The organism is Rothia sp. HMSC062H08, assembly GCF_001810775.1.
Lineage (GTDB): Bacteria > Actinomycetota > Actinomycetes > Actinomycetales > Micrococcaceae > Rothia.
Genome location: NZ_KV802665.1, coordinates 354,991 through 375,809, shown reverse-complemented (window position 1 = coordinate 375,809; position 20,819 = coordinate 354,991). Strand labels below are relative to the sequence as shown.

At 57.6% G+C, this 20,819-nt stretch carries 13 protein-coding genes; 11 read left to right on the top strand and 2 right to left on the bottom strand.

Features of this window, described 5'->3' with window-relative positions; genetic code table 11:
- Positions 1-139: 139 nt before the first annotated feature.
- Positions 140-3,028, top strand: a complete 2,889-nt coding sequence (gene uvrA / locus HMPREF2765_RS04160) for an excinuclease ABC subunit UvrA (RefSeq protein ID WP_070604368.1) — start codon at positions 140-142, stop codon at positions 3,026-3,028.
- A 28-nt stretch (positions 3,029-3,056) separates the two neighbouring features.
- The gene (locus tag HMPREF2765_RS04155; RefSeq protein ID WP_070604366.1) at positions 3,057-4,187 is read left to right on the top strand and encodes a GNAT family N-acetyltransferase; all 1,131 of its coding nucleotides are present in this window, start codon (positions 3,057-3,059) and stop codon (positions 4,185-4,187) included.
- 186 nt (positions 4,188-4,373) lie between these two features.
- On the opposite strand, the gene HMPREF2765_RS04150 is transcribed toward HMPREF2765_RS04155, so the two are convergent.
- Together HMPREF2765_RS04150 and HMPREF2765_RS04145 are read right to left on the bottom strand one after the other, a co-directional pair.
- On the bottom strand, positions 4,374-5,855 hold the full coding sequence (locus tag HMPREF2765_RS04150; RefSeq protein WP_070604393.1) for a glycoside hydrolase family 1 protein: 1,482 nt from the start codon (positions 5,853-5,855) through the stop codon (positions 4,374-4,376).
- Positions 5,856-6,047: 192 nt separating this feature from the next.
- On the bottom strand, positions 6,048-7,529 hold the full coding sequence (locus HMPREF2765_RS04145) for an anion permease (protein ID WP_070604364.1): 1,482 nt from the start codon (positions 7,527-7,529) through the stop codon (positions 6,048-6,050).
- Between the two features lie 391 nt (positions 7,530-7,920).
- Here HMPREF2765_RS04145 and HMPREF2765_RS04140 point away from each other — a divergent pair, with 391 nt between their 5' ends.
- The 9 genes from HMPREF2765_RS04140 (at position 7,921) to HMPREF2765_RS09365 (ending at position 20,726) form a co-directional block, all read left to right on the top strand.
- The gene (locus HMPREF2765_RS04140) at positions 7,921-8,619 is read left to right on the top strand and encodes a lipoate--protein ligase family protein (RefSeq protein ID WP_049342038.1); all 699 of its coding nucleotides are present in this window, start codon (positions 7,921-7,923) and stop codon (positions 8,617-8,619) included.
- 68 nt (positions 8,620-8,687) lie between these two features.
- Entirely contained in the window at positions 8,688-9,578 is an 891-nt protein-coding gene (locus HMPREF2765_RS04135) for a fumarylacetoacetate hydrolase family protein (RefSeq protein WP_005505816.1), read from the top strand.
- 919 nt (positions 9,579-10,497) lie between these two features.
- Entirely contained in the window at positions 10,498-13,062 is a 2,565-nt protein-coding gene (locus HMPREF2765_RS04130) for a Rib/alpha-like domain-containing protein (RefSeq protein ID WP_070604362.1), read from the top strand.
- 128 nt (positions 13,063-13,190) lie between these two features.
- Entirely contained in the window at positions 13,191-13,616 is a 426-nt protein-coding gene (locus HMPREF2765_RS04125) for an ArsR/SmtB family transcription factor (RefSeq protein WP_049350122.1), read from the top strand.
- 132 nt (positions 13,617-13,748) lie between these two features.
- Positions 13,749-15,782 carry a threonine--tRNA ligase gene (gene thrS, locus HMPREF2765_RS04120; RefSeq protein WP_049350123.1) on the top strand — a complete coding sequence of 678 codons (2,034 nt, stop codon included), beginning with the start codon at positions 13,749-13,751 and terminating at the stop codon, positions 15,780-15,782.
- Between the two features lie 261 nt (positions 15,783-16,043).
- Positions 16,044-16,610, top strand: coding sequence for a hypothetical protein (locus tag HMPREF2765_RS04115; protein ID WP_141749082.1), 567 nt, complete (start codon positions 16,044-16,046; stop codon positions 16,608-16,610).
- Between the two features lie 1,147 nt (positions 16,611-17,757).
- The gene (locus HMPREF2765_RS04110; protein ID WP_070604359.1) at positions 17,758-19,524 is read left to right on the top strand and encodes an AIPR family protein; all 1,767 of its coding nucleotides are present in this window, start codon (positions 17,758-17,760) and stop codon (positions 19,522-19,524) included.
- A 315-nt stretch (positions 19,525-19,839) separates the two neighbouring features.
- Complete coding sequence (locus HMPREF2765_RS04105) at positions 19,840-20,265, top strand: hypothetical protein (protein WP_070604357.1); 426 nt, start codon at positions 19,840-19,842, stop codon at positions 20,263-20,265.
- Positions 20,247-20,726, top strand: coding sequence for a hypothetical protein (locus HMPREF2765_RS09365; protein WP_246824918.1), 480 nt, complete (start codon positions 20,247-20,249; stop codon positions 20,724-20,726). The genes HMPREF2765_RS04105 and HMPREF2765_RS09365 overlap by 19 nt, the downstream gene beginning before the upstream one ends.
- The last annotated feature ends 93 nt before the right edge of the window (positions 20,727-20,819 follow it).

Sequence of the window (20,819 nt, the reverse complement as noted above, 5' to 3'; positions counted from 1 at the left end):
CCGCACGTGATGAATTGCGCCTCCTAGTCCGCCTCATATAAGTACTGCACCCTCATGCCTTCACCGGCCGCATAATCCCGCTGGTGAAAGGCGTGAGGGTGTAGAATTTAAATTCGAAGATAAGACGAAAGGATTTTCGATGACACCCCGCCCGGCACACGGTAGCACCGCACTCAAAGCGAACGACCTGACCAGTATCCGGGTTCAGGGTGCCCGCGAAAACAACCTCAAGAACGTAGACCTCACCATTCCGCGTGATGCGATGGTCGTCTTCACCGGCCTCTCCGGCTCCGGTAAGTCCTCCCTCGCCTTCGACACCATCTTTGCGGAAGGTCAGCGCCGCTACGTTGAGTCGCTGTCCTCCTACGCGCGTATGTTCCTCGGACAGGTCGATAAACCCGACGTAGACTTCATCGAGGGCCTCTCCCCGGCGGTGTCTATCGACCAGAAGTCCACCTCCAAGAACCCACGCTCAACCGTCGGTACCATCACCGAAATCTACGACTACATGCGTCTGCTCTGGGCGCGCATCGGCCACCCGCACTGCCCCGAATGCGGCGAAGAAATCACCCAGCAGACCCCGCAGCAGATCGTGGACATTCTGCAGGAGTACCCCGAACGCACCCGCCTGCAGATCCTCGCGCCCGTCGTCAGTGCACGCAAGGGCGAGTTCGTTGACCTCTTCAAGGACCTGCTGACCCAGGGCTATTCGCGCGCCCGCGTGGACGGCGAAACCGTGCAGCTCTCCGACCCGCCCAAGCTCGCCAAGCAGTACAAGCACACCATTGATGTGGTCGTCGACCGTATCGTCATTAAGGACGGTATTCACCAGCGCCTGACCGACTCCATCGAAACCGCGCTCAAGCTCGCCGACGGCCGCGTGCTCATCGATTTCGTGGACCGCGAGCAGGACGACCCCGAACGCACCCGCTCCTTCAGCGAAAACCTCGCCTGCCCCAACAACCACCCACTGCAGATCGACACCATCGAGCCGCGCGCTTTCTCCTTCAACTCGCCGTTCGGCGCGTGTAGCGCCTGCGATGGCATCGGCTCGCGCCTGGAAGTCGACACCGAACTGCTCGTACCCAACCCCGACCTGACCCTCGGCGAGGGCGCTATCGCCCCTTGGTCGCAGGGCAAGGCCACCACCGAATACTGGCTGCGCCTGCTCGCGGGTCTGGGGGAGGAGCTCGGCTTCGACCTGAACACCCCCTTCAAGGACCTGCCCGCCAAGACCCGCGCCGCTATCCTGGACGGCAAGGACTACAAGGTTGAGGTGTCCTACCGCAACCGCTTCGGCCGTGAACGCCGCTACACCTCCGGATTCGAGGGCGTGAAGGCGTACATCAAGCGCAAGCACGAAGAAACCGAATCGGACTTCGCCCGCGACCGCTACGAACAGTACATGCGCCAGGTCGCCTGCCCCTCCTGCGGTGGCGCGCGCCTGAACCCGACCATTCTCGGCGTGAAGGTTGGCGGCAAGTCCATTGCAGACATTACCGACCTGTCCCTCGCCAACGCGCTCGCCTTCGTGCGTAGCCTGCAGCTCAGCGCCCGCGAAGCCAAGATTGGCGAGCAGGTCCTCAAAGAAATTGACGCGCGCCTGCAGTTCCTGCTGGATGTGGGCCTGGACTACCTGACCCTCTCACGCTCCGCCGGTACGCTCTCCGGCGGTGAGGCGCAGCGCATCCGCCTCGCAACCCAGATCGGTTCGGGCCTGGTCGGGGTGCTCTACGTGCTCGACGAGCCCTCCATCGGTCTGCACCAGCGCGATAACCGCCGCCTCATCGAAACCCTCACCAAGCTGCGCGATATGGGTAATACGCTTATCGTGGTTGAGCACGACGAAGACACCATGCGCGAAGCCGACTGGATTGTGGACGTAGGACCCGGTGCCGGCGAGCATGGTGGCGAAATCGTGCACTCCGGCAGCTTTGAGGAGCTGCTGAAGAACACCAAGTCCATTACCGGCGACTACATGGCTGGCCGCCGCAGCATTGAGGTGCCCGCATCCCGCCGCCCCGTGGACAAGGAACGCCAGCTGACCGTGCGCGGCGCCCGCGAAAACAACCTCAAGAACGTGACCGTGTCCTTCCCGCTGGGTGTGTTCACCGCGGTGACCGGTGTGTCCGGATCGGGTAAGTCCACCCTCGTCAACGACATTCTGTACACCTCCCTGGCGAACAAGCTCAACGGCGCCAAGCAGGTACCCGGACGCCACAAGAGCATCGACGGCCTGGAACACCTGGACAAGGTCATTCACGTGGACCAGTCGCCCATCGGTCGTACCCCGCGCTCGAACCCCGCCACCTACACCGGCGTGTTCGACCACATCCGCAAGCTGTTCGCAGAGACCAGCGAAGCGAAAATGCGCGGCTACACCCCGGGTCGATTCTCCTTCAACGTCAAGGGCGGCCGATGCGAGGACTGCTCCGGCGACGGCACCCTGAAGATTGAAATGAACTTCCTGCCGGACGTGTACGTGCCCTGCGAAACCTGCCATGGCAAGCGCTACAACCGCGAAACTCTCGAAGTGCACTACAAGGGCAAGACCATTGCCGACGTACTCGAAATGCCCGTGGAAGAAGCCGCAGAGTTCTTCGCCGCATTCACCCCGATTGCGCGCCACCTGAACACCCTCGTGGACGTGGGCCTGGGCTACATTCGCCTGGGCCAGCCCGCAACCACCCTCTCCGGCGGTGAAGCGCAGCGCGTGAAGCTTGCAACCGAACTGCAGAAGCGCTCCAACGGCCGCTCCATCTACGTGCTGGACGAGCCGACCACCGGCCTGCACTTTGAAGACATCCGCAAGCTGCTCGCCGTGCTGCAATCGCTGGTTGACAAGGGCAATAGCGTCATCACCATCGAGCACAACCTGGACGTGGTCAAGTGCGCCGACTGGATTATCGACATGGGCCCCGAAGGCGGTAGCGGCGGCGGCACCGTGATTGCCGAAGGCACCCCGGAACAGGTGGCTCAGGTGAAGGGCTCGCACACCGGCGCGTTCCTTGCTGAGATCCTGAACTAGTCAAAAATTTGCCCTAGAGGAAACCTACGTGACTGATACTCAAGGAACCGAACCCACGCGGGGAGCTCAGGCAACCCGTGGCGCTATGAACCGTGGCGCTGTGACCACCGCGGACCGTGCGCGGCACATCCTGCACACCCAGCTGGAGGCGGACTTCTGCCAGGCGCCTGGCTCGATTAGCCGCGCCCTCGAAGAGCTACGCGACTACCCGGACGCCGAGAGCCTGCCGCTGCTCGCCACCGTGCAGCCTCCCTCCGAGAAGATGGGTGCCGCACGCCGCCGCAACGACGACATCTGGGAGTTGCGCGTCGCCAACTACGCGAGTGTCGGCATTCTCTGCGCCAAGCATCCGCGCGTGCTGGACAAGGCCATCGACTACATGCTCGGCGACCAGTCGAACTGGCTGGGCGATTACGCGCAGCTGCGCCAGCTCAACGAACTGCTCACCCCCTACACCCAGCAGGTCAGTGGCACGAGCATCTACTACACGCCCGGCCGCGCCCTGCTGAATTCGGTCGTACCCGAGGGCGTGCAGGCGCAGGAGGTCAAGTGCGCCGTGCCCGGTGTGGGCATGATGCGCCGCGTTGACCCCGCCGAGCTGAAGGCTGCGTTGCTCGCCGAAATCACGGGCGAGCGCAGCATCTGCAGGGAGGCGAACGCCTCCGCGGGGGCGCTTGAGGTCGACCCTGAGGACACCGAGGCGCGCGTAACCCGTCTGCGCGTGGAGCTGCTGGACGCTGAACAGTTTGAGCGTTTCCGCGGGGATAAACGCTACTCGAACGCGTTGGGCTTTAGCGTGACCCGCCCGGATGTGCTGGTGCTCGCCGCATACCCAGTGGATGAGGATACACCTGATGCACCCGCGGCGGGGGAGAGCGCCCCCGCACTCGCAGACCCTATCGCTATGGTTGGCCTGAGTGACGATTCGCCGATTATGCGCCAGATTGGCATTGATGTGCTGCCTGCCTGGCGTGGTGCCGGCATCGCCAGCGTGCTGGTGCGTGATGCGGCACGCCTGACTCTGGCGGAAGGGTACCTGCCGTTCTACGGTACGAGCCCGTCGCACATGCTGTCGCAGAGGGTTGCAATGAATGCCGGGTTGGTGCCGACCTGGTGGGAGTACGTCTCGACCAGCCTGAATGACCTGCCCATGGACTAGGTTTGCTTACAGACTAGATTTGCCCGCGCTAGGCATAACGGACATGCGCAAAAGCCCCCGAGATTCAGAGTCTCGGGGGCCTTTTGTCGCTGGTTTTGCGGGGCTCAGGCTTACGAGGGGGCCTGAGTTTCACGCGCCGTGAATTTCGCGTGCTAGTTTCGCGGGGCGGGGGTAGAACCTGACCGGTTACAGCTCCGCGCCGTTGCTGGCAATCACCTCGCGGTACCAGTGGAAGGACTTCTTACGGTAGCGCTCCAGGGTGCCGGAGCCATCGTCGTTGCGGTCCACGTAGATGAACCCGTAGCGCTTGGACATCTGCGCGGTCGAGGCGCTAATCATGTCGATGCAGCCCCATGTGGTGTAGCCGAGCACGTTCACGCCGTCCTCGATGGCTTCACGCACCGCGCGCAGGTGCTGGCGCAGGTAGTCGATGCGGTAGTCATCCTCCACGGTGAGCTCACCGTTCACCTCAACCAGTTCGTCGCGGGCGCCCAGGCCGTTCTCCACGATGAATAGCGGCTTCTGCCAGCGGTCCCAATACTGGTTGAGGACCACGCGCAGGCCGGTCGGGTCGATCTGCCAGCCCCATTCGCTGGAGGGCAGGGTCGGGTTCGCCACGCCACCGAGGATGTTGCCCTCGCCGCGCTCGCCTCGTGCCGGGTCGCCGGTCGCGCAGGTGGACATGTAGTAGCTGAACGACACGAAATCCACAGTGTTCTTCAGGTCCTCGCGGTCCTGCTCGGTGATGTTCAGCTCCACACCCTTCTCACGCAGGGCACGCAGGAAGTAGCCGGGGTATGCGCCGCGCACGTGCACGTCACCGAACGCGAAGTTCGCCTGCTCCGCCTGCAGTGCGGCGAGTACGTCGGCGGGGTCGGGGGTGAGCGGGTAGGTGGGCATGGCAAGAATCATGCAGCCGATCTGTGCGCCCGGTGCCAGTTCGCGTGCCGCAGCGGTGGCGCGCGCGGAGGCGACCAGCTCGTGGTGCATCGCCTGGTAGAGGTCGGCGTCGCTGAGCTGATCCGCCGGGGTGTTAATGCCGCCGGACATGAACGGCAGGTGCAGCATCGAGTTGATTTCGTTGAAGGTCAGCCAGTACTTCACGCGCTTGCCGTAGCGGGCGAACACGGTGCGGGCGTAGCGTTCGTAGAAGCCGATGAGTTCGCGGCTGGTCCAGCCGTTGTACTGCTCCACCAGGTGCAGCGGGGTTTCGTAGTGGCTGAGGGTGATGAGCGGTTCCATGCCGTGCTTTTCAAGCTCGTCGAGCACGCGGTCGTAGAAAGCGAGGCCCGCCTCGTTCGGGGCTTCTTCGTCGCCGCGGGGGAAGATACGCGACCAGGCGATGGAGAAGCGGAAGACCTTAAAACCCATCTCCGCGAGCAGGGCGATGTCTTCGCGGTAGCGGTGGTAGAAGTCGATGCCTTCCAGCTTGAGGTTGTCCTCGGTGGGTTCCGCGGTGCGCGGGTACAGGCCGCCGGCGGGCAGCACATCCTGCAGGCTGGGGCCCTTGCCGTCTTCGTTCCAGGCACCCTCGAACTGGTTGGCGGCGGTGGCGCCTCCGAAGAGGAACCCGTCAGGGAATGCGCCGAGCGGCTGCGGCTCGGTCAGCGCCGGGTTGGAGTTTGGCAAAGAGGTAGTCTGGGCGGTGATGTGCTGGTCCTGGTGCACGGCATCCTCCAAGGTGTTGTGGGGTTTTCTTCTACCCTAGCGGAGGGGGTGGGGGAATACTAGGATTTGCCCTGTTTTAGGAAGCTAGCGGGCGCGTAAAAGCCCGGTGTTCTCACACGAAAATTCACGTGAGAACACCGGGCTTTCTACAGCGCTTTTACGCTGAGCTAGGCCGCCGCGGGGCCTGCGCTATTAGTTGGCGAAGCCGAGCGCGAACAGCCACGCGGTACCGACCGCACCCCAGACGACGAGGTTCACGATAGCCGCCATGAAGCCGATCTTGAACCATTCGCCCACGCTGAAGTAGCCGGAACCGTAGTACACGCCCGCCGGGCCGGAGGCGTAGTGGGTGATGCCGCCAATCAGGTTGCCCATGAAGCCGAGGAACAGCGCCGCGAACATCGGCGGAACACCGGCAGCTACCGCCGCACCGAGGAATACTGCGTATAGTGCAACAATCTGGGCGGTGTTCGAAGCGAACATGTAGTGGATGAAGAAGTACGCCAGAACCAGAATCGCGAACGCCATGGGCCATGCCATGCCGCTGACGCTGTGCGCCGCCTGCTGACCGATCCAGTCGACGACCTTGAGCTTCTTCAGGTGGTCTGCCATGCCGACGAGCACGGCGAAGAAGATGAGGGTGGACCATGCGCTGGAGTTCTTCGCCATGTCCTTCCATGTCAGGACCTTAGTCACCAGCAGAATTGCGATGCCGAAGAATGCGGCGCTGGTGGCGTCAATACCCAGGGCGGTGCCGGTAATCCACAGGACCAGCAGCAGCACGAAAGTGCCGAGCATAATCCATTCCTTGGAGCTCATGGGGCCCATTTCGTGCAGTTCCTGGCGGGCGTGCTCGGGTGCGTCCGGGGTCTTCTTGATGGTCGGCGGGTAAATCTTCGACATGATCCACGGCATCACAATCAGCGCGGCAAGACCGGGAACGATAGCGGCGAGCGCCCACGTGCCCCAGTCGAGGTTGATGCCGCGGTCGTGCGCGAACTTCTGCGCTAGCGGGTTGCCCGCCATTGCGGTCAGGAACATGGCGGAGGTGATGGTGTTGACCTGCGCCTCAGTCATGAGCAGGTAGGAGCCGAGCTTACGGCGTGATTCGGGGGTTTCGTTGGTGGAGCCGTTGACCTCGGAGAGGGAACGGATAATCGGGTAAATCACGCCACCAGCACGCGCAGTGTTGGAGGGGGTGGCGGGGGCGAGAACCAGGTCGGTGATTGCCATACCGTAGGACAGACCGAGGGAGGACTTGCCGAGCACACGCACGAACAGCAGTGCGATGCGCTTGCCCAGGCCGGTGATGAGGAAGCCGTCGGCGATGAAGAACGCGGCAACAATAATCCAGATGGAGGAGTTACCGAAGCCGGTCAGTGCCTCGTTCTTTGCCGCCATGGTGCCGGTAATCATTGCGGCGCCCAGGCCGACGAGCGCCACGGACGGGGTCGGCAGCGGCTGCAGGATCAGGCCGAGGATGGTGCCGACGAAGATGGCGAGCATGTGCATGCCGCGCGGGTCGACGCCTTCGGGGGCGGGAACGAACCAGATGGCGAGGGTGACGGCTACGATGATGGCAACGTGCAGAATCAGCTTGTTTCGCTGTTTGCGGGCTGCGCTCACCTCCTGGCTGGGGGCAGCGGCTGCTGCTGTGTTGGTGGACTGTGTCATGTCCGTACTCCTTATGTGAAACGTACAGTTTGGTCCGTGGTGGGTGGTTCCGCCACGGTGTGTGCGTTTCTTCTGCGTTGTCATGCTGTGTTGTGTACTTATGGCAACGTGTGGGATGCCACGTAGTCTTTTAATCGTAATGGTTTGGATTCACGGAGTGAAGAAAATCGGCATAAAAAATGTGAATATGGCGGGGTGTATCGGCGGCTGGGATTCCGCGGGGCGTCGGCGATGACTTTGCACAGATTCAGAGGGAATCGGCGTGAGGCGTAGCGGGGGAGTGCCGCCTCCTGAACTACTTCCGGGCTGCCTCTGGGGCGCCTACAGGTCGCTCCTGAGACGCCCCACCGACCATGCACCGTAGTGACGGGCGTAACCGTAAAATAGGAACGTGCAGATTATTCGAGAGACCGGCCCCGAATCCGGCGATATCCTCATTCACCACGACCAGACGGTGCAGATGCTCCGCGAGGTGGCAAGCGGGCAGCGTGAAGCCACCTTGCGCATGTATCAGCCGAACCCGACGGTTGCGTTCGGCCGCCGTGACGAACTGAACCCCGGCTTCGCGGAGGCCTCCGCGGCGTGCGCCGAGCACGGCTTTGAGGTGCTGGTGCGCAAGGTCGGTGGGCACGCCGCCGCCTACCATCAGGGGTGCCTGGTCGTGGACCATTTTCAGCCCGCCACCGACGCCCGCAGCGGCAACACCCTACGCTACGAACTCTTCGGTTCCATGTACGCGCAGGCGCTACGCGAAGTCGGCGTGGATGCGCGCATGGGTGAAATCCCGGGGGAGTACTGCCCCGGCGAGTATTCGGTGCACGCGCAGCTTCCCGCCTCCGCAGGTGGCGGCCGCATTAAACTGGTCGGCACCGCCCAGCGTGTGGTGACCGGCGGCTGGTGGTTTAGCACCGGCATCGTGGTCTCTGATTCTGCACCCCTGCGGGCGGTCACCGCGGATGTGTACCGTGCCCTCGGCATGGAGCTGGACCCCGCCACGGTCGGCGCGGCGCAGGACGCGAACCCCGCCCTGCTCATGGAAGACCTGGAAGACGCCATCGTTGAGGTGTACGCCCAAAACGGTTTTCACTAGGTTGTTTTATTTCTGACTTTTATCCGTAACTTATTCGATATATCCCCACCTGAAGCGAAGGAGCATCCATGCGTTGGGCACAGATTAAAGACTCGAAGGGCAGCCGCGCGGTCTGCTTCTTTGAAGAGACCGTGTACGAACTTCCGGCGAAGCTCAGCCCGCTACTGAATTTCTACAGCCGGTTCCGCCTGAACTTTGGCGACCCGAAGAACGCCGTGGCGATCCTGAAGGAGAACGGCGCGACCGTCATGGGCCACGGCGAGGAGCTGTGGAACTCCCTACCCTTTATTCGCCCGCTGGATAAGCCCGGCAAGATTGTGTGCGCCGGCCTGAACTACCGCGACCACGCCGCGGAAATGAACCTTGAGGTGCCCGAGCACCCGGCGCTGTTCGCGAAGTTCCCGAACGCGCTGATTGGGCCCGGCGAGCAGATCCGCATGCCCGCCGCCGACGGCACCGGCAGCACGAAGGTCGACTGGGAGGTTGAGCTCTGCCTGGTCGTGGGCGCTCGCCTGCGTAACGCCACGGAGGAGCAGGCGCTTGAGGCTCTGATGGGGTACACGGTCATGAATGATGTGTCGGTGCGTGACTGGCAGGGCCGTTCCTCGGAGTGGTTCCAGGGTAAGAACTGGGATGCGATGACTCCGTTTGGTCCGGTGATTGTGAGCCCCGATGAGGTTGACCCGGTTGCCGGCCTGGAGCTGGTCTGTGAGGTGGACGGCGTGGTGCGTCAGCGCGGCACGACGGCGGATATGGTGTTTACCCCGGCGCAGCTGCTGTCCTATATTTCGCGGTTTATGACCCTGGAGCCGGGTGACCTGGTGGCGACGGGTACCCCGGCTGGGGTTGGTTTGTCGCTGCATCCGCGTCAGTGGTTGAAGCCGGGTCAGACGGTGCGCACCCGTATTGAGGGCATTGGTGAGCTGGTGAATGTCTGCTCGGAGGCGGGCGCACTGTAACTATCGTGCGCCGTAACTATTTTGCGCTGTAGCTAACCCGTGGCGCCGTGGTTTCCCCTGGCTCTGTGAGCAACCTCGATTGAACCCACGTGAACCCATGCTGGGGGCTACCGATACCTGCTGCGGGGTGTACCCGTGGTAGCTATAGATGAATATATATGCACTCCGCATGTGTTTTTAAGGCACATGCGGAGTGCTTTTTGCATTGATAAAGCCCCCGGTGGGCGGCTTGGATTCGTTGATGGGAGCTGCGTGCGGCACCCCGTGTGGGGGAGTGGTGCGTTTGCATGGTTACACGCTGACAAACACATAGAAACTTTGAACTTTTACGTGAATTTTAGGGTTTTAAGTGGGTTTTGAGGGGTCTGCGGGGTGAAACGCAGGATGCTCCTGCTGGGTGGTGGTTGCCAGAAATCGCTCTTTGAGGGGTGGCTGGGTGCCCGTCTCGGTGCATGGGGTGCTATCTGCTCTCGGCGCAGAATCTCAGATTGTGGTCACGTGTGAGAAATTCAACAGGGAGTTTTGGCGCGTCTTTTGGGGAATTTTAAGGTTTAAGGTTTAGTTTCCCGTGCGCATTTTTCGTTTTCTTCACATCGCCCTCGCTTGACTAGGAGTAAAGCCTAAACACTGCGGTGCAAATTCCATGTCTTCAAACACCAATAAATACACAAAGGTGTAAGGAGGCATGACTCTAAGTCTGAACCTTTATCAAAAAATCGGTGCCCAAAATCACAAACTCGTTTTGCGTTCACCCAAAAGACTATGTAGGGTATGGGGATTATCTGAGAGTTTCCTGAGAATTCCTGCCAGAAGATCAGGACCCACCCGGGCACACCCTCAGATGCATATTTCACTCACGTCCGTGTTTGTTCATACAAACGCACTCACTCAAATAAGCCGACACGAACGAAAGAAAAACATGACCGCAACTGCATCCAAAAACCCGGCACAGCGCCCTGCAAACCGCCGCCGTGCCACCATCGCTGCCTCCGCAGCACTGGCAACCGTCATCACCGGCGCGAATCTCCCCGCGACCTTCGGTGCAACCGCCCCCATCCGCAACGTAGCCGGTACCACCTGCGTCGACGCAGGCTACCGCACCGTGCCAACCCTGGCGAACCTCACCAACGTGGCGCCCGGTCCGACCTGCTACTGGAACCCCGACCAGAAGGCACAGAGCATCGCGACCCTCGCACCGGTTAACTCCTCCCTCACTAAGGCGCAGCTGACCACCACCGAGAACACCTCGCCCCTCAGTGGTAAGCTCGCCCGCGATTCATTCGCCGCCAAGAAGCTCACCGGCACCGAAGCCGTCGTAGCCAATAGCAGCGAAATCAGCCGCACCTTCCTCGAATACAGTGCCGATGCGGGTAACCACCCCATCACCACCGCCATCAACGCGGGCACCGTGAAGAAGGACCGCGCCCAGACCGTCGGCGGCCACGAAAACATCCCGACCCTCGCCGTGAACTCCGCGAACCCGCACCAGGAGTACGTCGAGGTCGTCTCCCGCGATGGCCGTGTCAACGCCAATGCAGAGAACAAGCGCATCCTCACCGGCGGCGTCCCGATTCCGAAGTGGTTTGCCGAGGACCACGGCCTCTCCGGCGACCAGTCCGTCGCCCTCTACGACGAAGCGACCGGCATCTGGCGCTCCTACTTCAAGTTCGTCAAGGATGCAGACGCACAGACCTACACCAGCACCGCCCGTGTACAGGTGGGCGGCGGCAACGTATCCACCCCCAAGAGCGCAAAGATTCAGTACGACAACGTCGGCCGCGGCAACGCAGGTCAGACCGTCACCATCAACGCACCCGTGAGCATCGACGCGAAGTCCGGCAATGCCCGCACCTCCTACCCGATTGCTCGCGGCGCGAAGTTCCGCCTGGCAAAGAACGTACCCGGCGCGTCCATCGACGCGAACACCGGCGTTATCACCTACAAGATTCCCGCAGGCACCCGCGGTACCGTGGACATCCCCGTTGCGGTTGACTACCCGGCAACCTACCACGTGTCCTCTGGCGGCTACATGCTCGCTAAGCCGAACTTCGGCGGCGTGGGCGAAGACAACTACTGGCTGACCCTCAAGAACGGCACCTCCTCCGTGGTGGGCCTGGCAAATGAGCTCACCCAGATCGGTGTGGACGAGCTCAAGGCAGGCAAGATCAACCACATGGTGTCCATCACCGCGGCTGACTATGCGGCGCTGACTTCCTCCTTCCCCGCGAAGGGCACCGACGGCAAGCTGGACATGAGCAAGTACCCGAACGCACCCCGCGCAGGTCAGCGTGGCTTCCTGCCCGCAAGCTTTGATGTGGAAGAGCACCTGGCAAACACCGGCCACGCTGACGACCAGCTCACCCGCATGATTCTGACCGCGATGAAGGAATACGGCTTCATCATCGCGGACCGTAACCTCTTCACCAACGCATTCAACCTGGAGGCGGCAAACTCCTACGCGCCCTACGCCCGCCAGGGTAAGAACGTGTACAAGGAAGACCCGCAGCTGGCGGCAATGTTCGCGAACTTCGTGCCCAGCGGCTTCACCGGCAACCAGTTCCCCTGGCAGCAGGTGCAGTGGATGCCCGTGAACTACACCGAGTCCGCTGAAAACAGTGCAGGCCGCAACACCGCCCGCGCAGATACCAGCGTGAAGTTCAAGTACCCCTCGGATTCCTACGGCAAGACCGGCACCGGCTCCGGCGTGTTCTACCAGCCCGCCGAGCACCACGCCACCGTCTACGCCGGCGAAACCGCAGTCGCGCAGAGCGTTCACCAGTCGCACAAGGTTTCCCCGAACTACCGTTACGCCCGCGACTACAACTTCCAGGAAATCGAGCAGACCCCGAACTTCCGCCCCAGCCGCTGGGTCAACAAGGAGAAGGTCAACACTGCTGGCGGCCAGTTCTCCAGCGCGGAGACCGGCATCCGCTTTGCCTCCAACGGCAAGACCGGCACTTACTCGATCGATTTGAACACTCACGAAGTCACCGGCACCACCTGGGATCTGCGCCGCGACAACGGTACGAACATCACCGTGAACCGCACCGGCAAGGCACCCGCACGCATGTCCGATGTGAAGGCGAAGAGGGGCTCCGCCGCGCAGCTGTACTCGATTCCGCTGAAGGTACACGTGGTCGACAAGAACAGCCCCATCGCACGTGAGGATTCCGTCTCTCTGTACTCGGGCACCACCCAGAACGTGGCAGTCCTGAACAACGACGAAGCATCCTTCGGCGCATACAGCCGCGGCGAAACCGTGAAGAAGCTCGAGCTGCTCAACCAGCGCGGCCAGGCCGTCAGCGCATACAGCGATGAATACGGCACCTACCGTGTGGTGACCCTGCCCGACGGCACCCAGGGCATTGCGGTATCTGCTAAGAATAAGCAGGGCTTCGCGCCGCTGGTCCGCTACCGCGCAGTGACCGACAAGGGCGTAAAGTCCGCTGAAGGTTACCTGCAGGTGGCAGTCGCTAACCGCTAAGGGCCCGCTAGGGTTGCATGCCCGCGAGCTGATGCGCAGTTAGGGGAGAGGGGCACGTCAAGAAAGCACGCCGCGCAGGCGTAACTTCCTTGACGTGCCCCCTTTCCTGTACATAAGGTGAAAATACTATGACTCAGAGCCAGCACACAGACCAGACCGAAACTAACACCACCCACACTGACCATGCCCATGAGCATGCATCGGACCATACCCACGAGGTACCCACCAACGCGCCCCTCCTCGAAGGCAGCGGCCCCAAAGACTGGGAGGAACAGTTCGGCGGATCCGTCGCGATTTTCTCGGCGCTCGCGAACCCGCTACGCCTGGCGATTGCGCACCACCTGATGCACCGCCCGCACAGCGTGAGCGAACTGCACACCTGCCTGGGTATTTCGCAGCCGCTCGCCTCGCACCACCTGCGCATCCTGCGTGAGGCTCACGTGATTGACCGTGAGCAGCAGGGACGCACCACCATTTACCGTCTGAAGGACGACCATATTAGCCACATTGTGGTTGACGTGTATGAGCATACGCGTGAGCATCATGCGGACTAGTTTGCCCTCAAGCTGAGCGTTGCCTGGGAGCCGTTGTAAGATGGTGTGTGTCCGTGCACCAGTACAGTGCGGAATAGTATGCGCACCGGCGGCGCCCAGAGTGGCACGCTTGCGCCTGAGTTAAGGAGACTTATGTCTGCCGCTGATTCTTCAGCAATTGTTATTAGCGTTTCTGGTGAGGAGCGCGAGGTCACCGCGAAGACTGCCGCTGAGCTGTTCGCTGACGACCCGAAGATCGTTGTGGCACGCGTGAACGGCGTGCTCGTTGATCTCTCCCACGAGCTGTCTGCTGGTGACTCCGTTGAGCCGGTTTTCATTCACGAACCGGACGGCCTGAACGTTCTGCGCCACTCCGCTGCGCACGTGATGGCGCAGGCGGTGCAGGAGTACCGCAAGGACGCCAAGCTGGGTATTGGCCCGTACATTACTGACGGCTTCTACTTTGACTTTGATGTGGCTGAGCCCTTCACCCCGGAAGATCTGAAGAAGATCGAGAAGTCGATGATTAAGATCATCAAGTCCGGTCAGCTGTTCCGCCGCCGCGTGGTCACCCACGACGAGGCTGTCGCCGAGATGGCGAACGAGCCGTACAAGCTGGAGCTGCTCTCCCTGACCCAGGGCCCCGGTTCTGGTGCGGATGCTGCCGAGGGCGCATCCGTGGAGGTCGGCGAGGGCGAAATCACCATTTACGACAATGTACACCCGAAGACCGGCGAGACCGTCTGGAAGGACCTCTGCCGCGGCCCGCACCTGCCGAACACCAAGCTGATTGCTAACGGTTACGCCCTGATGCGTGCCGGTGGCGCGTACTGGCGCGGTTCTGAGAAGAACCCCATGCTGCAGCGTATTTACGGTACCGCTTGGCCGACTAAGGACGAGCTGGTGGCGTACAAGGAACGCATCGCTGAGGCGGAGCGCCGTGACCACCGCCGCCTGGGCCGTGAGCTGGACCTGTTCTCCTTCCCGAAGAATATTGGCCCCGGCCTGCCGGTGATTCACCCTAAGGGCGGCGTGATTAAGCGCGAGATGGAAGACTACGTGCGTACCCGCCACATTCAGGAGGGTTTCCAGTACGTCAGCACCCCGCACATTTCGAAGGAAGACCTGTTCTACACTTCCGGTCACCTTCCGTACTATGCGGACGGTATGTTCCCGCCCATGGAGCTGGATAACGGTCATTACCGCCTGAAGGCTATGAACTGCCCGATGCACAACGAGATTTACCGTTCTCGTGGCCGTTCGTACCGTGAGCTGCCGCTGCGTTTCTTCGAGTTCGGCACCGTGTACCGTGACGAGAAGTCCGGCGTGCTGCAGGGCCTGACCCGCGTGCGCATGATTACTCAGGATGACTCCCACTCGTATGTGACGAAGGAGCAGGCACCGGACGAGGTGCGTCACCTGCTGAAGTTCATGCTGAGCCTGCTGGAGGACTTCGGCATGACTGACTTCTACCTTGAGCTGTCCACCCGCGACACTGAGGGTGATAAGAAGGATAAGTTCATCGGTACTGATGAGCAGTGGGAGGAGGCTACCGCGGTTCTGGAGCAGGTTGCGAAGGAGACCGGTCTGGAGCTCGTTCCTGATCCCGGTGGAGCTGCGTTCTACGGCCCGAAGATTTCGGTTCAGGCGAAGGACGCTATCGGCCGTACCTGGCAGATGTCGACCGTTCAGTATGACTTCAACCAGCCGAGCCGTTTCGGTCTGGAGTACCAGGCTGCGGACGGTACCGTGCAGGAGCCGGTCATGATTCACTCGGCGAAGTTCGGCTCGATTGAGCGCTTCTTGGGTGTGCTGACCGAGCACTATGCGGGTGCGTTCCCGGCGTGGCTGTCGCCGGTCCAGGTGATTGGTGTGCCGGTGGCTGAGGCGTTCAACGACTACATGACCGAGATCGCGGATAAGCTGCGTGCGCACGGCGTGCGTGTTGAGGTGGATTACGGTTCGGACCGCTTCACTAAGAAGATTCGTACCGCGTCTACTGAGAAGGTTCCGTTCATTCTGATTGCTGGCGGTGAGGATGCGGAGCACGGCGCTGTTTCGTTCCGTTTCCGCGGCAACAAGCAGGAGAACGGTGTGCCTGTGGATGAGGCTGTGGCACGTATTGTGGAGCATATCCGCAACCGTGTGAACGAAGACCCCAAGCCCAGCACTGAAGCTGCTGAGTAATAAGGGTTTAGGCTTCTAACCTAGCTATATAGAAAACCACCCCCTTCGTGGCGACAAGCTGCGGAGGGGGTGGTTTTTTACGCTCTGAGATTAATTGCAGATTTGGCTATTGCAAAGCAAAGATAAGAGGTGCTAGCGTGGCAATGTGCTAAAAATTGCACTACTTTCACTGTATCACGTGTTTGGTCGTTCAGCAATGGAGAGAATCTGAATCTCACCATGTGAACCGGTTGACTTGTGATCTAACGTCTTGAAGGAGACATGATGAGCAAAATTTTGCCCATTCTTCAAAAGCATTGGTACAACTTCCTGGTTGTCTTCTCATGGTTCTATCTGTATACATTTTTCCTCGCGAGATATGAGTCTTTGGGAAAGGCAATCGATGGAATGATTTCCGTGTTCGAATTTTTGCGAATCACAGTTGTATCAGATGCTCTTATCTCAACGAGAGGGTTTATCGAACAAGGCCCGTGGCCAACAGTAATGAGCACAGTTTCCATCCTGCTTGTTATCTGCTCCACCTGGAGCTTTGTGCTGTACTTCAAGAACCCTCCAGTCGGAGTAGTTAGAATCCTTCCTGCTGGATTCCTTGTGATGTCCATACTTCTGGTGTTTGATTATGCCCAGTCCGACGTCATGGCTTTCTGTGTATCTCTGGCATCGTTGCTCTTTATCTCGGTATACATGCTGACTAAGCGGGATGAGCTGAGGTATACCGCTGGTGGGACTTTGTTCCAAATCTATGCGGAGGTGTTGCTCTTTGTCGCGTTGCCCGGTGTTCTAGTATGGATACTACTGGGTAACCTGGCGTATAAAATCAGCAAGTAAACAAACAGGAGAACGGTGTGCCCGTGGATGAGGCTGTGGCACGTATTGTGGAGCATATCCGCAACTGCGCGAACGAAGACCCCAAGCCCAGCACTGAGGCCGCTGAGTAGTACTAGGCTTTCTGGTCTAGCTTATATATAGAAAACCACCCCCTTTGCGGCGACAAGCTGCGGAGGGGGTGGTTTTTGCGTACATTGAGGAGACGAAGGTGGGGGAGGGTCGGTTGGGGGCAGAAAGTTGTGTTGTGGGGGAGTTTTTAACCCCAGAGTGCTAGCGTAGTAGTAAGGTGAACGTCCATAGTCATTCAGAAAATGGGTAGCTGTGTAGCTTTGAGAATGATGTATCGCCGTTGATTATTGAGGGAGCACGAGCGTATGAAGTCGAATAAGTATGTTCCTGTTGGGATGCTGTTCTTGATCCTGGCAATTATCTTGAACGTAGTTTCAGATGTCAGCGACCTAGTACTTGGAATTCTCTACGGCATCTCGATAGCAGTATTGATTATTGGACTATCTAATAGTCGAAAATAAGTGCTGTAGCAGACGAAAATGGACCCGGCGGACTATCCATCAGATAGCCCGCCGGGTCCTTTCTCTATGCCGCTATGCGCTCAACCCTATAGCGGGTGGTGCGTTCCAGCAGCTGCAGCACGTTCTAGTAGGTGTGGCCGGTGCGGGCTGACTGCAGTTGACCGTGGCCAGCTAAGCTAGCGAACTGGCACCGAGCCTATATATAGGACCCCCGGCGGCGACAAGCTGCGGAGGGGGTGGTTTCCATGTGCTTTGAGGAGGTGCGGGTGGGGGAGCGCGGTTGGGTGCAGAAAGTTGTATTGCCGGGGAGTTTTTCCTAGTCCGGGCGGGTGTCTTCGTGCTAATGTGAATGATGGTACTTGCGTTCGTTGCTGTTCGGAAGTGCTGGTAATTGTACGATTTGGATAAGGACGTCTGGGAGCGATTTAGACACCTCATGCGTGTTTAATCGCCAGGTATTCTATATGCAAAAATAAAGGAGGAATTTATATAAGTAATTGATGAAACTAAACGATTTAGAGTTAATGAATTTTTGATTGATTATTGCATTCTTTTTACTACATCCTAGGAGAAAAATGGTTAGCCAAAATGACCATCGATTAGCGGCACGAAAGAGCATGGACGCTTACCGTGACGCATATGAATCTGATGTGATACCTGACTCATTTGAGCTTAATGAAAAAACGACCGACATTGATCGCATAAGAATTGGTTTCTACTTTCTGACTTTAAAATCTATAACTAGTGTTAGTGATGATAAAGATATTTCGGATATGATTATTGATACAGATTATTTGTCAAAAATTAAAAATAGGGTCAATGATGATTTGGGAGTGGATGCTTATTATATAAATGAAAAAGAGGGGGAAGTTAATTTATTCAACTTTAAATACAGGGAAAAATGGAACAAGGATTCAAAATTTAAGGGGAGTGAAATTTATAGCTCCCTCAGATTCCTTTCATTTATTTCTGGGGAGAAGGAAGCTTCAGAAATTCTGAATGAATTCAAGGATTCAAAGCATACGATTGAGGTGCTAGAAGAAATTGATAAATTTAGGGAGAATGGTGATGTAGATATTAATCTATATCTTGTCTCAAATGAAGTTCAACCTATAGGTATGAAAGATAAAAAGATTATTCAAGACGCAAATGGTGTTACTGTAAAGTCAGTTACATTGGGTAGTATCTCGGATTATCTAATTGAGGTTAAGAGAGATGTCTCAGCGGTAATGAAAATTAGCAATAAAAATGTGATGGTATATAGGGAGGCGGAGGAATCTTCTTATACCTCATATGTATTTAGTATTTCTCTCCTTGAGCTTGCTCGAATTACGAGTAAAGATGAAGATTTTCGGGTGAACTTTAAGGAGTATGGAACGACTGAAGTATCTGATAAGGAATGTGTTAATCTTTTAGAGTATGTTGATCTTGATCCTTCTGTTCTTCATGATAATGTCCGTGGATTCTTGGGTAAAACTCCTTTTAATGATGGAATTATAGAGACTATTGCAAATGATCCTAAAAAATTCTTTATGTATAATAATGGCATAACCATAACAGCTGAACGTATTGATTATAATCCTCCTCCGGGTGTCAAAAAGTCACCGATGTCATTGGTTAACTACCAGGTTGTTAATGGGGGTCAGACCTTAAGATCTGTTCATAAATTTATTGAAGATAACATTGATGAGAACCCCGATAAAGTTGTCTCATGCTTGAGAAGTGCTTCGGTTATTATTCGAGCTTATCCCGTTGGCTCGAATCAGGAAGAAGACTTGCATGGCAAGGGGAAAGTTTATTCTATGGGAACTCAGATTGCTAGGTTTACCAACAGTCAGAACGCCATCAATCCTGCTGATTTGCATTCAAATGATACAGTGCAGCTTCTGCTTAAATCATACCTGGATGGCAAGGAATATGAATATGTCCTTAAGCGTAATTATGAATCCAGGAAAAAGAAGAATGGTAGGCAGTCTGTTTCTATGGAGTTAGTTGCCCAGATAATCATGGCAGCTATTGAAGGAAGGCCAGATAGGGCTAGTAATCAGAAGCGGAAATTATTCACTGAGTTTTATGATGATATTTTTAATGAATCAATTGGATTTGACAAAATTAAAGAGCTTCTTGATAGGTACTTCCTAGTTATGGAATACTATGAATCTCAGACGGATGAAAATGGTAAAAAGCTGGGAAAGAGTGTCCAGCGCGATTTGTATACACTGTATATTATGGAGAAAACTGGAATTAAAGATATTTCTGAGGCTGGAAAAGTTCTAGATAATGCATTTGCGGCATTTATGACAGGCGTAGATATGGCGAAGTATAGGCGCCTTGCGTATGCAAAGTTTAAGGATGCTGTAGACGAGCAGATTGCTGTGCTGTAAAACTTGTATTTAAATATAAAGACCCGATGAATGTTTCTTTGTCATCATTCATCGGGTCTTCTTTATATATGACATGTGCTCAGGGGAACAAACTATCTCCAAGAGCCCTCAAAGTTCTGTAAGAGCGCATCTGATGAATAGCCTGACTGGTATCTACAAGCCATAAAATCATGGTCCAAAGGTAGCTTGCGCTGTTTTCCACAAGTCATCTTTTTCTCGCTCTCGAGGCTAGTTTTCCACAGATTGCCGAACGGGGCGCACACGCTCCTCAAAATCAGGGTAGGGTTCAGATACCCACATGAAGGAGCGAAAACCATGGCGAAAAAGAAACGCCTCATATCCGGCGAGAAATTCTACTGTCGGTGCCCCAGCTGCACCGAAACCTGGGATTACCCTCCCGTCATCTCATACCTCGACGATGAGAACACCCTCCGCATCACAGACCGCCACACAACCTGTACAGCTACCGACCCGGCGCGGGATATGGCGTACAACTTCAGCATTGCCCTATCCTGCCGCGACGAAAAGACACAGGATCAGTACTGGCAGGTGATTCGTGGCTGTTCCTCCCACCGGAACTTCCACTACCACCGCTACAAGTACCGCAGCGACCGCTCCATAGTCGAAGAGAACCGACCCCTGAATAGTATTATGGAAAGCAACGCCGCTTACGAAGAAGCAACAGCCTTTATCGTAGAAGGTGCATTTGAAAGGATTGAAGAATGGCAAGCATCGAAGTGATGAAAGAACGAGCTCGCATCGCGGGACGCTTCAACCTGTCTGCCCGCCGCAATCCAGAACACCGCGCACTTGTAGCCCTCGCGGCTCAGCGTGCCGGGGGAGAGTGCCACGTCATCCCCGCCGCACCCGGTGAGAAAGTCGCTGACGTTTTCCGCCGCTCCCGTAACGTCGCCGGAGAATCAGCCGTCATCATCGTCACCGAAATCAACGGAACGCTCTACGCCCAAATCATCCAAGCCGAACGCGTCCGAAACCTCGGGCAAGACTCACGCGGTGTAACAACCGTGGCGAGCGCATCTGGCGTTACCCAGCCGGAAACTGCACACGAAGACCTGACAATTGGCACCTTCTTGCAGTATGCACAGATGATTCCGAACGGCTCAGTTGTCCTAGAAAGCGACCTGAGCCCGGTGCAGGCAGTTGCACAGAACGCGCTGGGAACCCACCTGGTCACTGCCTAAAGAAAAGCCTAGAAGAACCGAAACAGACAAAGGAGGGACCCGGCAGGCTATCCATCAGATAGCCCGCCGGGTCCCTTCTTTACGCCGTTGCTA

What these genes read in the sequence shown, in the direction of transcription:
- HMPREF2765_RS04125 (WP_049350122.1), top strand. Translation starts at nt 13,191, where the DNA reads ATGACTCAGAGCCAGCACACAGACCAGACCGAAACTAACACCACCCAC.
- HMPREF2765_RS04145 (WP_070604364.1), bottom strand. Translation starts at nt 7,529, where the DNA reads ATGACACAGTCCACCAACACAGCAGCAGCCGCTGCCCCCAGCCAGGAG.
- HMPREF2765_RS04135 (WP_005505816.1), top strand. Translation starts at nt 8,688, where the DNA reads ATGCGTTGGGCACAGATTAAAGACTCGAAGGGCAGCCGCGCGGTCTGC.
- uvrA (WP_070604368.1), top strand. Translation starts at nt 140, where the DNA reads ATGACACCCCGCCCGGCACACGGTAGCACCGCACTCAAAGCGAACGAC.
- HMPREF2765_RS04115 (WP_141749082.1), top strand. Translation starts at nt 16,044, where the DNA reads ATGATGAGCAAAATTTTGCCCATTCTTCAAAAGCATTGGTACAACTTC.
- thrS (WP_049350123.1), top strand. Translation starts at nt 13,749, where the DNA reads ATGTCTGCCGCTGATTCTTCAGCAATTGTTATTAGCGTTTCTGGTGAG.
- HMPREF2765_RS04130 (WP_070604362.1), top strand. Translation starts at nt 10,498, where the DNA reads ATGACCGCAACTGCATCCAAAAACCCGGCACAGCGCCCTGCAAACCGC.
- HMPREF2765_RS09365 (WP_246824918.1), top strand. Translation starts at nt 20,247, where the DNA reads ATGGCAAGCATCGAAGTGATGAAAGAACGAGCTCGCATCGCGGGACGC.
- HMPREF2765_RS04105 (WP_070604357.1), top strand. Translation starts at nt 19,840, where the DNA reads ATGGCGAAAAAGAAACGCCTCATATCCGGCGAGAAATTCTACTGTCGG.
- HMPREF2765_RS04110 (WP_070604359.1), top strand. Translation starts at nt 17,758, where the DNA reads ATGGACGCTTACCGTGACGCATATGAATCTGATGTGATACCTGACTCA.